Source organism: Pseudomonas sp. JH-2 (genome assembly GCF_036231725.1).
In the GTDB taxonomy this organism is placed as follows: domain Bacteria; phylum Pseudomonadota; class Gammaproteobacteria; order Pseudomonadales; family Pseudomonadaceae; genus Pseudomonas; species Pseudomonas delhiensis.
The window spans coordinates 137,560-153,907 of record NZ_JAZAQP010000009.1; the positions used below are offsets into that span (position 1 = coordinate 137,560).

Consider the following 16,348-nt stretch of genomic DNA (forward strand, 5'->3'; position numbering starts at 1 on the left):
TAAAAAGCCCCGTAGACCTTGATCTACGGGGCTTTCATGTTGGAGGCTGAGGTCGGAATCGAACCGGCGTTCACGGATTTGCAATCCGCTGCATAACCACTCTGCTACTCAGCCTTTGAACCTGGCAAACCGCATTGCGATTCGCTGCAATTCTGTTAGGTCTGGCTCTCTTTCAAGCTCTAACCTATTGATTACACAGAGTTTTCATCGCCCTGCGCTTTCGATGGCCGGGATTATGGACTAATGGGACAAGGCTGGCAACACCTGAGATTAAATTTCTTCATGACCCGGCTGGCGGCAGGAGCCTTTTCGGCAATCCACCCCAGGCTAAGCCTGAGGTGCTGGAACGTCTTGCGTATCAGAAAACGAATAGGCCTCACACGAAACCATTGAACTCCGGTTGGCGCGCAGAATTCATGCCGAAGGCCATGTCCGCAAGGACATCTTTCTACCAGCTCGTACAACATCCATCTGCAGCTATTACCAATGGCAACCACAAGACTGTCATCGGGCGTAGGCCTTTTCCTATTTGCCCAAAGATGCAAATGATAATCTGTAGCACTAATGACCGATTGTTAAATTGCCCCGATCGCTTCGGCCGACTCGCGCCCCATTCGCGAAGCGGGTCCAATCGCCATGCCCCATGCTCCTGACGATCTCGACGCCCTGCTCAAGACCCTATCCCAATGCCTGCCCGGGCTGGATGGGAGCATAGAGCCCGTTCGGGACGATCAATTGCACTGTAGCAGCGAGGGCAACCCGGCACGCATCGCCGCCCTGCAGGGCCGCGACTATGGCGTCGCGGTCGCACAGCTTGCCGCGCGCGGTGTTGATCAGGTAGGCGCCGCGCTTGAAGTACTTGAGCGTATCGGCGTTGATCATGTGCTCGGTCTCCGGGTGCAACGGGCAGTTGAGAGTCACTACGTCGCACACCCGGGCCAGGCTTTCCAGGCTGTCGTGATGGGTGAGGTTGAGTTCCCTTTCCACCGCTTCGGGCAAGCGGTGGCGATCCAGGTAGTGCAGCTTCACGTCGAACGGCTTGAGCAGGCGCAACACGCGCAGGCCGATGCGCCCGGCGGCGACGGTGCCCACGTGCATCCCCTCCAGGTCGTAGGAACGCGCCACGCAGTCGGCGATGTTCCAGCCCCCCTGCACCACCTGGTTGTAGGACGGGATGTAGTTGCGCACCTGCGAGAGGATCATCATCAGCACGTGCTCGGCCACGCTGTTGCTGTTGCAGTAGGTGACCTCCGCCACGGTGATGCCGTGGTCCATCGCCGCCTGCAGGTCGGTGTGGTCCGAGCCGATGCCGGCGGTGACGATCATCTTCAGCTTCGGCGCCCGGGCGATGCGCTCCGCCGTCATGTAGGCCGGCCAGAAGGGCTGCGAGATGACGATCTCGGCGTCGTGCAGTTCACGGTCCAGAACGCTGTCGGCGCCGTCCTTGCTGGACGTCACGATCAACTCGTGCCCCAGCGACTCCAGGTATTTGCGCAGGCCCAGTTCACCGCTGACGCTGCCCAGCAGGGTACCGGGCGTGAAGTCGATGGCCTCGGGGGTGGGCAGGGTCTGCCCGTCGGGGTAGCACTCCAGCTTCGGCAGGTCGTCGCGGGCGTAGCGAGTGGGATAGCCATCTACGGGGTCGTCATAGAGAACGCAGATTACTTTGGCCACGTGAGTCTCCTTGTTATTGGGTTGCTCGTTCCTGCCGTGTCGGCTGACCGGTCAGGTGCGGCCATCATGGTTCGGGCGTTCATGGGCGATCCAATCGTTTGGCTGGATCACCTGATAAGGCCCGGTTATCAAGCGCACGTGCTTTCAAGCCGGCTGTGCAGTGCCAAGGAGCCCGCTGGGCAATCGGCGCCAGGCCATGGCGCAATCTGGAGCACGTCGCCATTTGTTGGTGCAGGTGCTACCCGCCTAGGCGCTGTCAGTCGCCCTGAGGCCCGCCAGCGGCGGCGCTTCCAGCCGGTCGGCCGGTAGCTGGCACAGGCATTGCCTGGTTGACCCCGGGCGATCAACGTCGATCGCCCCACTCACGACAACGACGCCGTGCAGCCCCCGTGACAACGGAGGGCTGCATGGCGTTTTTGCTTTTCAGGGGCGGAACGGCCATGGCGGAAAAGACGATTCGGAGCGTGTGTCCCTACTGCGGCGTCGGCTGCGGCATCGTCATGCAGGTGCGGGACGGCCGCGTGGCCAAGGTGGCGGGCGACAAGCAGCACCCGACCAACTTCGGCCGCCTGTGCACCAAGGGCAGCACCTGCAGCCAGGCCATATCCGAGTCCGGCCGCATGGAACATGCCTACCGGCGCGACGACAGAATCCGTGAGCCGGTGCGCGCGCCGATCGCCGAGGTCATAGGTTCCACAGCCAAGCGTCTGCGGAGCATTCTCGACACCCATGGCCCCGACGCCATCGCCTTCTACGTGTCCGGGCAGATGTCGCTGGAGGCGCAGTACCTGGTCAACAAGCTGGCCAAGGGTTATGTCGGCACCAACCAGATCGAGTCCAACTCGCGCCTGTGCATGGCCAGCGCCGGCAGCGGCTACAAGCTCTCCCTCGGCGCCGACGGCCCGCCCGGCTCGTACCAGGACTTCGACAAGGCCGATGTGTTCTTCGTCATCGGCGCCAACATGGCCGACTGCCACCCCATTCTCTTCCTGCGCCTGATGGACAGGGTCAAGGCCGGGGCCAGGCTGATCGTCGTCGACCCGCGGCGCAACGCCACCGCCGAGAAGGCCGACCTCTTCCTGCAGATACGCCCCGGCACCGACCTGGCGCTGCTCAACGGCCTATTGCACCTGCTGCACGCCAACGGCCACACCGACGCACGGTTCATCGCCGAGTTCACCGAAGGCTGGGAAGACCTTCCCCCCTTCCTCGCCGACTACACGCCGGAACGGGTCGCCGAACTGACCGGCCTCGATCCCGCCGCCCTGCGCCAGGCCGCGCAGTGGATCGGCGAGGCCGGCGCCTGGATGAGCTGCTGGACCATGGGCCTGAACCAGTCGACCCACGGCACCTGGAACACCAATGCCATCTGCAACCTGCACCTGGCCACCGGCAAGATCTGCCAGAGCGGTAGCGGCCCCTTCTCCCTGACCGGCCAGCCCAACGCCATGGGCGGTCGCGAGATGGGCTACATGGGGCCGGGGCTGCCAGGGCAGCGCTCGGTGCTGGTCGAGGACGACCGGAGCTTCGTCGAGCGGACCTGGGGTGTCCCCGAAGGCACCCTGCACACCCGCCTGGGCGGCGGGACCATCGCCCTGTTCGAGGACATGGCCGCCGGGAAGATCAAGGCCTGCTGGATCATCTGCACCAACCCGGTGGCCAGCGTCGCCAACCGCGGCAAGGTCATCGGGGGCCTGCAGGCCGCGGAACTGGTGATCGCCCAGGACGCCTTCCTCGACACCGAGACCAACCGCTTCGCCGACGTGCTGCTGCCCGGGGCACTCTGGGCCGAAGCCGAAGGCGTGATGATCAACTCCGAACGCAACCTGACGCTCATGCAGCAGGCGGTGGAACCGCCCGGGGAAGCCATGGCCGACTGGCGCATCATCGCCGAGGTGGCCTGCGCCATGGGCTTCGCCGAAGCGTTCTGCTACGCCTCGGCGCAAGAGGTGTTCGAGGAGATCAAGCGCTTCCACAACCCCAAGACCGGCTATGACATCCGCGGCGCCAGCCACCGGCGCCTGCGCGAAACCCCGCTGCAATGGCCATGCGCCGATACCGAAGGCGACGACCGCGCGCCCATCCGCTACCTCAACGACGGCATCAGCCAGAAACCCAGGCTCAGTGACGACGGCTCCTGCCCCCGCCTGGCCTTCCCCACGCCCAGCGGCAAGGCGCAGTTCTTCGCCCGGCCGCACCTCGACCCGGCGGAAATGCCCGACGCCGACTATCCCTTCGTGCTCAACACCGGCCGCCTGCAGCACCAGTGGCATACCCTGACCAAGACCGGGAAGATCGCCACCCTCAACAAGCTCAACCCCGGCCCCTTCGTCGAAATCCACCCGGAAGACGCGGAAGACCTCGGCGTGCGCGACAAGGACCACCTGGAGATCCGCTCCCGCCGGGGGCACGCCGTATTGCCCGTGGTAGTGACCGACCGGGTGCTGCCCGGCGGTTGCTTCGCGCCCTTCCACTGGAACGACCTGTATGGCGAGAACCTGGCGATCAACGCCGTCACCAGCGACGCCATCGACCCGCTTTCGCAACAGCCGGAATTCAAGTTCTGCGCCGTCAGCCTGCGCCGCGTCGAACTGGTCGACCACCAGTTCCTGGAAACGCCCGCGGCTCGCAGCCACGCGGATGCTCCCCACCCCTTGCCCGAGGAAATCGATATGGCCCCTGTCGATGCATTCGCCGCCCTGCTCGGTGTGTCCGGCACGACACCGCCGCCTTTGAGCGAGCCCGAACGCGCCTACATGAGCGGCTTCATCGGCGGCTTGCGGATCACCCCGAATGCGGGCGTCCCCACCCTGCCCTCCAGTGCGCCCCTGGCCATACCGACGCGGCTCTGGCTCGACGGGATGCTGGCCGGCATGTTCAGCCGGGCCAACCAGCAGCCGGTGCAACTCGAGGCCCCCGTCCAGCAGTCGCTACCCACCCCGCAAGCGGCGGACGCGGCCCCTGTCACCCTGCTCTGGGCTTCCCAGACCGGCAACGCCGAGGCCCTGGCCGAGCGCGTCGCCAAGCGCCTGGAAACCGTGGGATGCAACGTGGAACTGGCCGCCATGGACAGCTACCCGGCGGAAAAGCTCGGCAGCGTGCGCAACCTGGTACTGCTCAGCAGCACCTTCGGCGACGGCGACCCGCCGGACAACGGCCGCAGCTTCTGGGAAACGCTCAACGCAGGCACGCCGGACCTGGCCCACCTGCGCTATTCCGTGCTCGCCCTGGGCGACCCCAGCTACGACCAGTTCTGCCAGCACGGCAAGAACCTCGACCGCCGCCTGGCCGAGCTGGGTGCCAGCCGCCTGGGCGCACGCCTCGACTGCGACACCGACTTCGAGGAAACCGCGGAACGCTGGCTGGGCGAGCTGCTGGCACAGCTGGAGCCCGGAAAGCCGGCCGCCAGCACGCCCCCTCCGACACCTTCAGCAACGCCGGTAGCGATCGGCAAGGAGCATCCCGTGCCCTTGCGCCTGGTCCTCAACCGGCGGCTGAACGGCGACGGCGCCAGCAAGGACACCCGCCAGTTCGCCTTCGCCCTGGACGACTCGGGCCTGCAGTACGAAGCCGGTGACGCTCTCGGCGTCTGGCCACGCAACTGCCCGGAGCTGGTCGAGGAAGTACTGCTGCTTACCGGTCTGAACGGGGAGCAGTCCGTGACCGTCGCCAAGGTCGGCGACATGCCCTTGCGGGCAGCGCTTGCGGACCACTACGAGATCGCCCGGCCCAGCGGCGAAGCCCTGGCCCTGGTCGCCGAACGCAGTGGCCAGGCGGAACTGCGCGAACTGCTGGGGCCGCGCAAGGCCGAGCTGAAGGACTGGCTGTGGGGACGGCAACTGGCCGACGTGTTGCAGATGTTCCCGGCGCGCCACGACGCCGGCGAGTTCCTCGGCGCCCTCAAACGCCTGCAGCCGCGCCTCTACTCCATCTCCTCCAGCCCCAAGGCCCAGGCCGGCGAGGTCCAGCTGACCGTCTCGAGCGTCCGCTACGGCCGGCGCAAGGGCGTAGCCTCGACCTACCTGGCCGACCGGGCCGGCGAGTCACGGGTACCGGTCTTCGTCCAGGCATCCCGGCACTTCCGCGTGCCGGAACAGGGCGACCGGCCGATGGTGATGATCGGCCCGGGCACCGGCGTGGCGCCGTTCCGCGGCTTCCTACACGAACGCCGGGCGCGCGGCGATGGTGGACGCAACTGGCTGTTCTTCGGCGAACAGCATGCGGCCACCGACTACTACTACCGGGACGAACTGGAAACCCTGCACAAAGACGGCCTGCTCACCCGCCTGAGCCTGGCCTTCTCCCGCGACCAGGCGGAAAAGATCTACGTGCAGGACCGCATGCGCGAGCACGGCGCCGAGCTTTGGCGCTGGCTGGAAGAAGGCGCGTACTTCTACGTCTGCGGGGATGCCAGCCGCATGGCCAAGGACGTCGACCAGGCACTCCGAGAGGTGGTCCAGGCCCATGGCGGTCTCGACGAGGAAGGTGCCGCACAGTACCTACGCTCGTTGAGCGAGCAGAAGCGCTACCTCAGGGACGTCTATTGAAGCGTATGTCCGGGAGACACCTGCCTGCCCGCAGCCAGTCCATCACGCCCCTACCGACTCGCCCGTGATACGGGCTTCCCTCCCCAACGGAAGAAGAGGCGAAGTCCGCTTATCAGGCGGATGATCTCGCCCAGGGTGGCGTCGTCGAGCACCACCATCAGGCGTCCCAGCAGGGCCGCCGTGAAAACCTCCCGCAGCGAGCGGGAACGGGGCGGGCCCTCCCCTCAAGCCCTTGGCCCCCGCTCGCCGCCGGCATGAGCGGCTGCCTCCGGCTAGGTACCGCGCTTCAGCAGCAGCCTCTCGATATGCCCGATGGCCGCCCGTGGCTTGAGCTTTTTCGGGCAGAAGGCGATGCAGTTGTAGATCGAGCGGCAACGGAACACGCTGAAGGGGTCGTCCAGCGCCGCCAGCCGCGCCTCGGTGGCCGTGTCGCGGGAGTCGGCGAGGAAGCGGTAGGCATTCAACAGGCCCGCCGGGCCGATGAAGCGGTCCGGGTTCCACCACCAGGACGGGCACTGTGTCGAGCAGCAGGCACACAGGATGCACTCGTACAGGCCATCCAGCCTGGCCCGGTCTTCCGGCGACTGCAGCCGCTCGATGGCTGGTGGTGGCTCGTCGTTGATGAGGTAGGGCTTTATCCGTTCGTATTGCCTGTAGAACGTCCGCATGTCGACGACCAGGTCCCGTATCACCGGCAGGCCGGGCAATGGCCGTATGACGATGTCCACGTCGCCCCGCAGCGGCCTGATCGACTGCCCGGATGGCAGTTGCCCGCCGTGGAGCAGGGTCGAGACGCTGGTGATGCAGGCCAGGCAGTTGGCGCCGTTGATGTTCATGCCGTCGGAGCCGCAGACGCCTTCGCGGCAGCTGCGCCGGTAGGTCAGCGTCTGGTCCTGGGTCTTCAGGTGCTCCAGCAGGTCGAGCACCATCATGTCCTCGCCCGGCTGCAGGTCGTAGGTGTAGTCCTGCAGGCGCGGCGCTGCATCCTGTTCCGGGAGATAACGGTAGATACGGACTTTCATCTCGCTCACCTCCGGGCCGATCTCCAGTGTGGACCTTCCAGGCGACCTGGCCGGGCCTCTGTCGGCAGCCCAGGAATTATACGACTCATCGATATGAGCAGCACCGGCAGAGGCGCCGAGTTGCTGGCCAATGGCAAGCTATGTGATGATTAGTATCGATTCTCATTTACCAAAAGACTCTGATGGCCGCGGGACACCACCCAGCGGCGTGGTGACTGTCTGTGAGTTCATCTGCCTATGCCACCCCTCCATCACTGGAGACACTGTACTGCGACCATCACGGCTGGCTGCAGGCGTGGCTGCGCAGGCGCCTGGGGCACGCCAGCGATGCCGCGGACCTGGCCCACGACACCTTCCTGCGGCTGATCGGCGGGGCCAGCCAGCCGCGCTTCGCCAGCATGGCCGAAGTGCGCGCCTACCTGCGAACCACCGCCAAGAACCTGTGCATCAACCTGTGGCGGCGCCAGGAAATCGAACGCGCCTGGCTCGACACCTTGGCGGCGCTGCCGGAAGAGCAGTGCCCCTCCGCCGAGCGGCAGGCCGCGGTTCTGCAGGCCCTGGAGGAAATCAGCTGCATGCTGCAGACGCTGTCCGCCAAGGCGGCACGGGCCTTTACCCTCGCCGTGGTGTGCGAGATGACCGACGACGAGGTCGGCGCGCAGCTGGGGGTTTCCGGGCGCATGGTGCGCAAGTACGTGGCCCAGGCCATGCTCGCGTGCCTGACATTGCGCGCCGGCGAGACGGTTGCCGCGTTGCGCCAGGAGCCGCTCTACTGATGGCAAGCCCCGGTCACGAAAGCCCCCTGCCCTCGCACGCCGTGCTGGAGCAGGCGGCCTACTGGTACGCCACCCTGCGTGACGGCCAGGCCAGCGCCCAGCAGCGCGCCCACTGGCAGGCATGGCTGGGCGCGGATCAGATGCACGAGCAGGCCTGGCGTTATGTCGAAGGCGTCAGCCGCAACTTCGAGCCGCTGCGTGGCCGGCCCGACACGCACCTGGCTGCCGATGCGCTGGGTATCGCCGCCGAACGCATGCATTCGCGTCGCCGGCTGCTGACCGCAATGGCGGCCATCGGCACTGGCACCCTGTGCGGCTGGCTGGGCTGGCGTGAAGCGCTGCTGCCGCCCGGCCTGATGGCCTGGGGCGCGGATTACCGCACCGCCACTGGCGAGCAACGTGCATTGACCCTGGCCGATGGCTCCCGCGCCTGGCTCAACACCGCCAGCGCCATCGACCTGGCGTTCAGTGCCCAGGCCCGCCGCGTCACCTTGGTGCGCGGCGAGGTGTTCATCGCCACCGCCAAGGGCGCGCGGCCCTTTTACGTCGAGACCGAACATGGGCGCCTGCAAGCCCTGGGCACGCGCTTCAACGTGCGCTGCGAGGGCGAGCGAACCTGGCTGGCCGTCTATGGAGGCGCTGTGGAAATACGCACTGCCAAGGGCCCCGTCCGCGTGCTGAAGGCCGGCCAGCAGGCGCATTTCAGCGCCAGCCGCATCGGTGACAGCCAGGCCGCCGACGCGGCCCGTGAAGCCTGGACCCAGGGCTCGCTGCTGGCCGACAACATTTCCCTGCGCGAGGTGGTGCAGGAGTTGCGCCGCTATCGCCACGGCCACCTCGGCGTTGCCGATGAGGTGGCCGACCTGCGGGTGTATGGCAACTTCCCCATCCAGGACTCCGAGCGCGTGCTGCGCATGCTGGCCTCGGCGTTGCCGATCCGTATCGAACAGCCCCTGCCCTGGTGGGCGAGCATCGAAGCCCGGCGCTGAGCAAGGCGGGCAAAAAAAATCGGAAAAAGGTTCCGGGTTTCGCCTGCTCGCTGGTTTACCCAGTGAGAAGACGTGAAACATCGCCGCATCGGCGCCTTGAGGGGCCGTATGGCATCGGCTGTCGAGGGTCTTCGCTCATCAACCCTTGTCCCCAGAGGAATGCCGTCCATGTCCCTCCGCTGTCACCCGCACGCTGCCCACCCGGGTGTTGTCGCACACGCTTTTGCCCTGCGCCCGCTGACCCTGGCGCTTCACCTGGCGCTATCGGGTAGCGCCATGGGCCTGGCCGGCTGGTCGCCGGTCGCCATGGCCGGGGACAGCGTCGTGGCTAGCGCCGAGCGCAGCTACGACATTCCCGCCGGCCCGCTGGCCAGCGCGCTCACGCGTTTTTCCCGTGAGGCAGGCGTGTACCTGGTCGGTGCCGGCAGCGTGGCCGAGGGCGTGACCAGCCCGGGCCTGCAAGGCAGCTACACGGTGTCGGACGGCCTGGCCGCACTGCTTTCCGGAACCGGCCTGGAGGCCGTTCAGCAGGCCGATGGCAGCTATGGGCTGCAGAGGGCGCCAAGCGCGGAGCCCTATCGCCTCGCTCCCGTCATCGTCAACGCCCAGGCGGTAGCGGACGACCCCTCCGCCTCGGTGGTGACCCGGGAACTGTGGGTCGGCGGCAAGGTGGCGACCAACATCCAGAATACCCCGGCCTCGGTTTCCGTCGTGACCCAGAAGGAAATCGAGCAGCGCAGCGCCAACACGACCGAGGAAATCCTCCAGTACACCCCGGGGACCATCACCGACTACTACGGCACCGATGACCGCAACGACTACTTCCTGATTCGCGGCTTCCAGGCCACCACCTACCGCGATGGCCTGACCCTGGGCTCGATGCGCGGCGTGCGCGAGGAGCCTTTCGCCTATGAGCGCGTCGAGGTGCTGCGCGGCGCCAACTCCACGCTGTTCGGCCCGGCCGACCCGGGCGGCTCGGTGAACTTCGTGACCAAGCAGCCGCGTTTCAACAAGTTCGGCCAGGTCTATGCGACCTACGGCTCGTTCAACCACATGGAGGCCGGCCTGGACACCGGCGATGCGAACGAAGACAAGACCCTGGCCTACCGCTTCACCGGCAAGTTCCAGGACAGCGATCGCGAATACGACCACTCCCAGGACGACAACAACTTCCTGATGGGCGGCCTGACCTGGGCGCCGACGGCCTATACCTCCGCCACCCTGGTGGTGGATCACCTGCGCCAGGACAACACGCCCAACAGTGGCGGTTACCCGATGGACAGGGAGTATGACCGCGACAAGTTCTTCGGCGAGCCGAGCTACAACTTCCACGACGTCGAGCGCACCAACGTCAGCGCCAACTTCACCCATGATTTCGACAACGGTTTCACCCTGCGCAGCAACCTGCGCCACAGCGACCTGAGCGATGAATACGGCTATGCCTATATCAGCGACGCTGCCGGGCATACCGGAACCCTGGTCGACCGTGGCTACCTGGGTTCCGACAGCGAAGCCGAGCAGTTCAACGGCAACCTGATGCTGCAGTACGACGCGCGCTTCGAGAACATCGATAGCAGCAGCATCGTCGGCGTGGAATATCTCGACTCCTCTGCCAAGAACGTTTCCGTCTATGGCTCCGCCGACCCGATAGACGTTGCCAACCCGGTATACCGCGGCGTTTCGCCGGCCATCGTCTACCAGGACAAGGACCAGGACAGCACCATCAAGTCGGTGTTCCTGCAGCAGAACCTGTCGTTCTTCGAGCGTTTCATCGTCACCGCCGGCATGCGCAACGACTCCATGGACGTTTCCGAAACCGACCACCTCTACGGGGTCAAGTCCTCGGACAGCTTCTCGGAAAACTCTTTCCGCGGCGCGTTGACCTATATCGTCAACGATGAGGTTTCCACCTACGTCAGCATGGTGGAGTCGGTTTCCCCGCCCGAGGTCGGCGTCACTCCGGAGCGCGGCACCCAGTACGAAGTGGGTGTGAAGTATTCGCCGCAGGAGATGAACGCGCTGTTCTCCGCTGCCGTCTACCAGCTGACCCAGGACGATGTCGCTACCGCGGTCGTGCAGCCGAACGGCGTCATCGACCAGCAGACCGTGGGCTCGCAGCGCGTGCGTGGCCTCGACCTGGAGGTCAAGGCCGAGCTGACGGAGAACCTGAGCCTGGTCGGCGGCTACTCCTACATGGACACCGAGGTGCTTCGCGGTGCGCTGCAGGTATGGGCCGGGACGGGTTACGAGGTCGTGTCGATCAAGGGCAACCAGCTCGTCTCCGCACCCAAGCACTCGGCTTCGCTATGGAGCTATTACAGCGTGCCGGGAACGGATGTCAGCGTCGGCCTGGGCGCCCGCTACACAGGGGCCTACTATTTCGGCGACTTCAACAATACCGGCAAGAGCGATGCCACCACGCTGTTCGATGCCGCGTTCAACTACCGGCTCCTCAAGGACACCGACCTGGCCATCAACGTCAGCAACCTGTTCGACGAGCAGCATGTGGTCGGTCGCGGTAGCGCGGACTACTACAACCCGGGCCGCGAGATCACGGCCAAGGTGAGCTACAACTGGTAAGGCCGGGACGCGCTACCCGATCGACTCCGCTCGGGTAGCGCGCCCGGCTTCAGCAGGCGCCCCGCTTGCCTTCCGCGAACAGCTACTCGCGAACGACCTGGGCCCCCGCTTTTCTTTCCAGCCTGCGGGCCATTGCGTGGAAGAACACGCAAGCAAGGCCGGTGGCGGCCATGACCTGGCACATGGCCGCCGGCGTCCGGTCGCCCAGGCTCCCGACCCAGGCGCTGCACAACGCCCCCAGGGCGAACTGGCCGGCCACCGCGAGGGCCGCCACGGCGCCGGCCCTGCCTGGGTAGAGGGCCATCAGGGTGGCGATGCAGTTGGCCCCGAAGAGGCCGGTGCTGCCGACGTAGAGCACGACGAAAGCGACGATGGCCGGCAACCCGCCGAGGCCGGTCATACCGCAGAACAGCAACCCGGCGCTGGCCACCAGGGTGCTCGCCGCGCCGGCGGCGATCATCCTCCGCGGCCCGGTGCGGGGCACCAGCCTGGCGTTGAGCAGCGTGAGCGCTATCACCCCGGCGATATTCGCCCCCACCAACCACGAATACACCTGCGGCGATACCTGGAAGTAATTCATGTAGACGAAGGGCGATGCGGTGATGAAAGCGAACATGCCCGCCAGGGACAGGCCGTTGCACCCCACATAGGCCAGGGCCAGAGGTTCACGCAGGAGATGCCCATAGGCCCTGAACGCCTGGAGGACGGAATCGCTGCGGCGCTCGGGGGCCAACGTCTCCTCCAGGCGCGCCAGGGAGCAGAGCAGGCAGGCGCCGCCGAGCACGCAAAGCACCAGGAAAATCGCCCGCCATCCCTGCAGGACCATGAGCAGGCCACCCACGATGGGTGCCAGCAGCGTCGCGCCCATGGTGATCATGTGCATCAGCGACAGGGTCCTGGCGGCCTGGTTCAACGGGAACAGGTCGCGGACGATGGCCCGGGCCAGGACCGCCGAGGCGGCGCCACCGAGGGCCTGGAGAAAGCGCCCGGCGAGCAGTTGCTGGATGCTGCCGGCGAACATGCAGAGCAGGGTCGCCGCCAGGTACAGGGCGATGCCGCCGAGCAGCAGCGGGCGGCGGCCGTAGCGATCGGAAAGCGGGCCGTAGGCGAGCATGCCCAGGCACAGCCCGAGCAGGAAGATGCTCAGGCTGAGCTGCACCTGGGCGCTGTCGGCGGCGAGCCCCCGGGCGATGGCCGGGAGCGCGGGCAGGTAGGCGTCGATGGACAGGGGAACGAATGCCGTCAGGGCGGCCAGAAGGACCAGGGGTGGTCCCGGGCGGGTTGTCATGCAGACTCCGGAAGCGAATGGACGCAAGGCTGGCCGCCGCGCAACCGACGGCCGTAGCAGGCCCGTTATCAGACGGAAGCGCGGGGCGTCTGCGACGGGTACTCGCCGAACAGTTCCCGGTAGCTGCCAGCGAAATGGCTCAGGTGGAAGAAGCCCATTTCCGCGGCTATCTCGCCGACGTTGAAGTCCGCCGCCGAGGTACTGATCAGCCGTCGGCGGACCGCATTCAGCCGGATGTTCCGCAGGTATTCGACGGGGCGGATGCCAACCACCACCTGGAAGCTGTTCTGCAAGGTCCTGCGGCTGACCCGCAGTTGCTCGCACAGGTCGAGAATGCTGACGGGCGTGTCGGCGTTGGACAGGGCCAGTTCCTGGCTCCGCTTCACCAGGTAGGCGCTGACAGCGAAGTTGCTGCGTCGCCCCCTCCTCTCGTCCCAGGCATTGCTGAACAGATCGAGGAAGGTATCCAGCAACGTATCCTCGAGCATCTTTTCCGAAGCGCTGCCGACCGTCCCTGCCCGTTGCAGCAAGCTTTCGAAAACCGGCTGGATCCTTTGCTGAACGCGCCGCAGCACGCCGTCGGACACACCTATCTGCGGCATGCTTTTCAACAACTGGAGCTGCTCGCCGGAGAGCTCGAACGCGGCCAGCCGCGCGAAGCGAACGGTATCGACGTTCACTGCGAAGAAACGGGTGCCTTCCGGCGCATGCAGGAGGAACTCCTCCCCATCGCGCAGCAGTACCACGCTGTGGGCGCCGACTTCGTGCCCCTGTGACACCGGGGCCCGTCCGGTCCCCAGCGACATCGCGATGCAAAAGCGCCCCCTGGGTGCCTGGCCATGCTGCACGACGCGTTTGTCCAGGACCTCCTGGAAGATCTGGAAGCGCTCCGCCGAAACCTGGCGCAACTCGCTGGAAAGGCAACCTCGGCCCAATTGATCATAGGTTTGGCACCACCCCGGAATGGCGCCGGCATGCTGCTGGGAATCAGTAAAGGAACGAACTTCGGCAAACATGATCAGCGCTCCTCTGAGCCATGGCTCTCATGGTCAACCCACAAGGCGATTGGGTCATCCCTGACGCGGCACTTTCCCTCAAACCGCATCGAAGCCCAGGACCAGCTCCGAGCCCAGAGCATGCAACCGGTATTCCCCGAGGCGGATATCCAGCGGTGGCAACAGGGCACCGGAAAGCACCACCTGCCCAGCCAGCAACGGCCTGCCATCGGCCAGCAGACGACGCAGCAGCCAGCACAGGTTGACCAGCGGTGTATCGGCCCGGTCGGCGCTATCGCCAGCGCCCAGGGTTTCGCCATTGCGCTCCAGGCGGTACGCCACCTGCGCGTGGCGCCCGGGATCGAAGGCCTGCCACGGGCCCAGGCAGTACATCGCCGCCGCAGCATTGTCGGCCAGGAAAGCGCCGGCTTCGAAGCTCCAGTCGCGCCAGCGGCTATCGGCGATCTCGAAGGCCGGGGCAACCCCGTCGATGGCATCGAGCAACTGCTCGTCGCTGTAGGCTCCGGGGGCAATGTTCCGCCCCAGCCGGAAGGCCATCTCGACCTCCAGCTTGGGCTGGATCAAGTGCACCAATGCGACCCTGCTGTGCGGCGCCACGCGCATGCCGCTGGTCAGTGCACCGTAGACGGGCTCGCTCAGGCCGAAGCGCGCTTGCGCCAGGGCGCCGGCAAAGGCGACCTTCCAGCCGCTCAGCGTCTCACCTTCCTCCAGCCGCTCCTGCAGGGCTGACCACTGCAGGCCATAGCCCTGCTGCACCGCCAACGCCTCGGGGTCGGACAGCGCGGGCAAGGCCATCGCGATCAGCCTTGCCCGACGCAGCTCGGTCAGGAGGTTATCGATGCTGTTCATGACAGCTGCCCTGCCAGCTTGGCCAGCACGGCCTCCAGGCGCTCCGGCGTGGTGATCGCCGCCACGAAGCGGTCCGGGCGCACCACCACGATGCTGTCGCGGGCCTTGCCGAACCAGTCCGCCAGCCGGTTGTCCACGTCCTCCACGCTGATTACACCGTCTGCACGAAGCGGTTGGCCACGGTTGCCGCTACGCGAGCGGTTGACCTGGACGAAGCACGTCTCCAGGCGCTCCCAGAATGCCCGCGTCTCGGTGCTCAGCCCCTGCGTCGGGTCGGTGCGGAAGCCGATCACCGAGTACCAGGGCCCGAGAACCTCATCCAGGCGCAGGCGCTCTCCCGCAGCGTTCTCGACACAGGGCTGGATGAACAGCTGGCCGACCAGGTCGCCCTCCTGCACGTCCGGCCGCTCGTGGTGTACCAACCCCTTGCTGATGGTCGCCCTGGGCTTGAACTTGAACTCGACCAGATGCGAGCGCAGGTTGTCGACGGTGCCGACCGCCTGGAACAGCCAGTCGCGCACCCCGGCCATCAGCGGGTTGGTCAGGCCGAGCACCGCGCCCATGTTGTCGGCCAGGGCGATCAGGTCGGTGGCATGGCCACGGCGCTCCTGGTCGTAGGTCTCGATGATCGAGGCCTTCGCGCGGCCCTTGAGCACCGCGGCCAGCTTCCAGCAGAGGTTGGCTACGTCGCGCAGGCCCGAGTTCAGCCCCTGCCCGGCCCAGGGCGGGGTAATGTGTGCGGCATCGCCGATCAGCGCCACCCGCCCGGATACGAAGCGCTCCGCCACCCGCGAGTTGTGGGTGTAGGCGCGGATCCGCACGATCTCCAGCTGATCCACCGCATCGCCGATGTGGCCACGGATCAGCCGGCGAATGTTGCCCTCCTCGCACATCTTCGTCTCGTCCTCGCCCTCCAGCAGCATGAACTCCCAGCGGCGCTGTCGGTACGGCAGGTAGATGCACACGAAAGGCCGCTGCGGGTCGGCATGCAATGCGGTGTAGGGCGCATCCAGCGTATCGTTGGCGGCATCGACCACCACCCACTTGCGCGGGTGGGTCAGGCCGACCAGCTCGATGCCGAGCTGCTTGCGCACGCAGGAGCGGCCACCGTCGGCGCCGATCACGTACTGGGCGCGCAGCTCGTAGGGCTCGCCGGCGGCATCCTTGACCTTGAGCGTGACGCCCTCGCCGTCCTGGCGCAGCTCGAGCATCTCGTGCCCCTGGCGCAGGTCGACGCTTTCGCGCCTGGCCAGCTCGTCACGCAGGGTGCCCTCGAGCAACTGCTGCATGAAGATGTTGCGCATCGGCCAGCCATAGTCGGCGGTGCTCGGCTTCACCTCGGCGAAGCACACGCCGCGGGTGTTGTAGTAACGCAGCGGCACGTTGGCGATCATGTCGCGGTGCGCCACCTCGGCGACGCCCACGGTCTGCAGTACCCGCAGCGCCTCGTCGTCCATGCCCACTGCCCGCGGATAGGGCAGGATGCCTTGCGAGAGTTCCAGTACCACGCAGTCGATGCCGTACAGGCCCATGTAATGGGCAGCAGTGATGCCGTTCGGCCCGCCGCCGACGATCACGACCTGAGTATTCTCCCGTTTCATGCTCTC

At 66.2% G+C, this 16,348-nt stretch carries 10 protein-coding genes and 1 tRNA gene; 4 read left to right on the forward strand and 7 right to left on the reverse strand.

Translation table 11 applies throughout. The annotated features are described in order from the left end of the window. Positions 1–40: 40 nt before the first annotated feature. Positions 41–114, reverse strand: a tRNA-Cys gene (locus tag VV867_RS09155). Between the two features lie 564 nt (positions 115–678). Beyond that, the gene (locus VV867_RS09160) at positions 679–1,674 is read right to left on the reverse strand and encodes an NAD-dependent formate dehydrogenase (RefSeq protein WP_328566177.1); all 996 of its coding nucleotides are present in this window, start codon (positions 1,672–1,674) and stop codon (positions 679–681) included. A 440-nt stretch (positions 1,675–2,114) separates the two neighbouring features. Here VV867_RS09160 and VV867_RS09165 point away from each other — a divergent pair, with 440 nt between their 5' ends. Beyond that, on the forward strand, positions 2,115–6,221 hold the full coding sequence (locus VV867_RS09165) for a bifunctional nitrate reductase/sulfite reductase flavoprotein subunit alpha (protein WP_328566178.1): 4,107 nt from the start codon (positions 2,115–2,117) through the stop codon (positions 6,219–6,221). A 272-nt stretch (positions 6,222–6,493) separates the two neighbouring features. On the opposite strand, the gene VV867_RS09170 is transcribed toward VV867_RS09165, so the two are convergent. Then, positions 6,494–7,243, reverse strand: a complete 750-nt coding sequence (locus tag VV867_RS09170; RefSeq protein ID WP_275629962.1) for a succinate dehydrogenase iron-sulfur subunit — start codon at positions 7,241–7,243, stop codon at positions 6,494–6,496. Between the two features lie 221 nt (positions 7,244–7,464). Here VV867_RS09170 and VV867_RS09175 point away from each other — a divergent pair, with 221 nt between their 5' ends. The 3 genes from VV867_RS09175 to VV867_RS09185 all read left to right on the forward strand — a co-directional run bounded on the left by VV867_RS09175 (position 7,465) and on the right by VV867_RS09185 (position 11,588). After that, the gene (locus VV867_RS09175) at positions 7,465–8,019 is read left to right on the forward strand and encodes a sigma-70 family RNA polymerase sigma factor (protein ID WP_328566179.1); all 555 of its coding nucleotides are present in this window, start codon (positions 7,465–7,467) and stop codon (positions 8,017–8,019) included. After that, entirely contained in the window at positions 8,019–9,008 is a 990-nt protein-coding gene (locus VV867_RS09180) for a FecR domain-containing protein (RefSeq protein ID WP_328566180.1), read from the forward strand. Before VV867_RS09175 ends, VV867_RS09180 begins: the two co-directional genes overlap by 1 nt. Positions 9,009–9,284: 276 nt before the next feature. Further along, a complete protein-coding gene (locus VV867_RS09185) occupies positions 9,285–11,588 on the forward strand; it encodes a TonB-dependent siderophore receptor (protein ID WP_328566213.1) in 2,304 nt (767 codons plus the stop codon). Between the two features lie 82 nt (positions 11,589–11,670). Here the strand turns inward: VV867_RS09185 and VV867_RS09190 are convergent, their stop codons facing one another. The 4 genes from VV867_RS09190 to VV867_RS09205 all read right to left on the reverse strand — a co-directional run bounded on the left by VV867_RS09190 (position 11,671) and on the right by VV867_RS09205 (position 16,342). Continuing rightward, complete coding sequence (locus tag VV867_RS09190) at positions 11,671–12,876, reverse strand: multidrug effflux MFS transporter (protein ID WP_328566181.1); 1,206 nt, start codon at positions 12,874–12,876, stop codon at positions 11,671–11,673. Between the two features lie 68 nt (positions 12,877–12,944). Next, positions 12,945–13,892: a helix-turn-helix domain-containing protein gene (locus VV867_RS09195; RefSeq protein ID WP_328566182.1), complete on the reverse strand. Its 948-nt coding sequence runs from the start codon at positions 13,890–13,892 to the stop codon at positions 12,945–12,947. Between the two features lie 78 nt (positions 13,893–13,970). Next, positions 13,971–14,741 (reverse strand): 2-keto-4-pentenoate hydratase, encoded by a 771-nt coding sequence (locus tag VV867_RS09200; RefSeq protein ID WP_328566183.1) that lies wholly within the window; start codon positions 14,739–14,741, stop codon positions 13,971–13,973. Then, positions 14,738–16,342: a bifunctional 3-(3-hydroxy-phenyl)propionate/3-hydroxycinnamic acid hydroxylase gene (locus VV867_RS09205; RefSeq protein ID WP_328566184.1), complete on the reverse strand. Its 1,605-nt coding sequence runs from the start codon at positions 16,340–16,342 to the stop codon at positions 14,738–14,740. Before VV867_RS09205 ends, VV867_RS09200 begins: the two co-directional genes overlap by 4 nt. Between the last annotated feature and the right edge of the window lie 6 nt (positions 16,343–16,348).

Excerpts from the sequence above, each read along its gene's own strand:
- VV867_RS09165 (WP_328566178.1), top strand. The coding sequence starts at position 2,115 with ATGGCGGAAAAGACGATTCGGAGCGTGTGTCCCTACTGCGGCGTCGGC.
- VV867_RS09170 (WP_275629962.1), bottom strand. The coding sequence starts at position 7,243 with ATGAAAGTCCGTATCTACCGTTATCTCCCGGAACAGGATGCAGCGCCG.
- VV867_RS09180 (WP_328566180.1), top strand. The coding sequence starts at position 8,019 with ATGGCAAGCCCCGGTCACGAAAGCCCCCTGCCCTCGCACGCCGTGCTG.
- VV867_RS09185 (WP_328566213.1), top strand. The coding sequence starts at position 9,285 with ATGGGCCTGGCCGGCTGGTCGCCGGTCGCCATGGCCGGGGACAGCGTC.
- VV867_RS09190 (WP_328566181.1), bottom strand. The coding sequence starts at position 12,876 with ATGACAACCCGCCCGGGACCACCCCTGGTCCTTCTGGCCGCCCTGACG.
- VV867_RS09195 (WP_328566182.1), bottom strand. The coding sequence starts at position 13,892 with ATGTTTGCCGAAGTTCGTTCCTTTACTGATTCCCAGCAGCATGCCGGC.
- VV867_RS09200 (WP_328566183.1), bottom strand. The coding sequence starts at position 14,741 with ATGAACAGCATCGATAACCTCCTGACCGAGCTGCGTCGGGCAAGGCTG.
- VV867_RS09205 (WP_328566184.1), bottom strand. The coding sequence starts at position 16,342 with ATGAAACGGGAGAATACTCAGGTCGTGATCGTCGGCGGCGGGCCGAAC.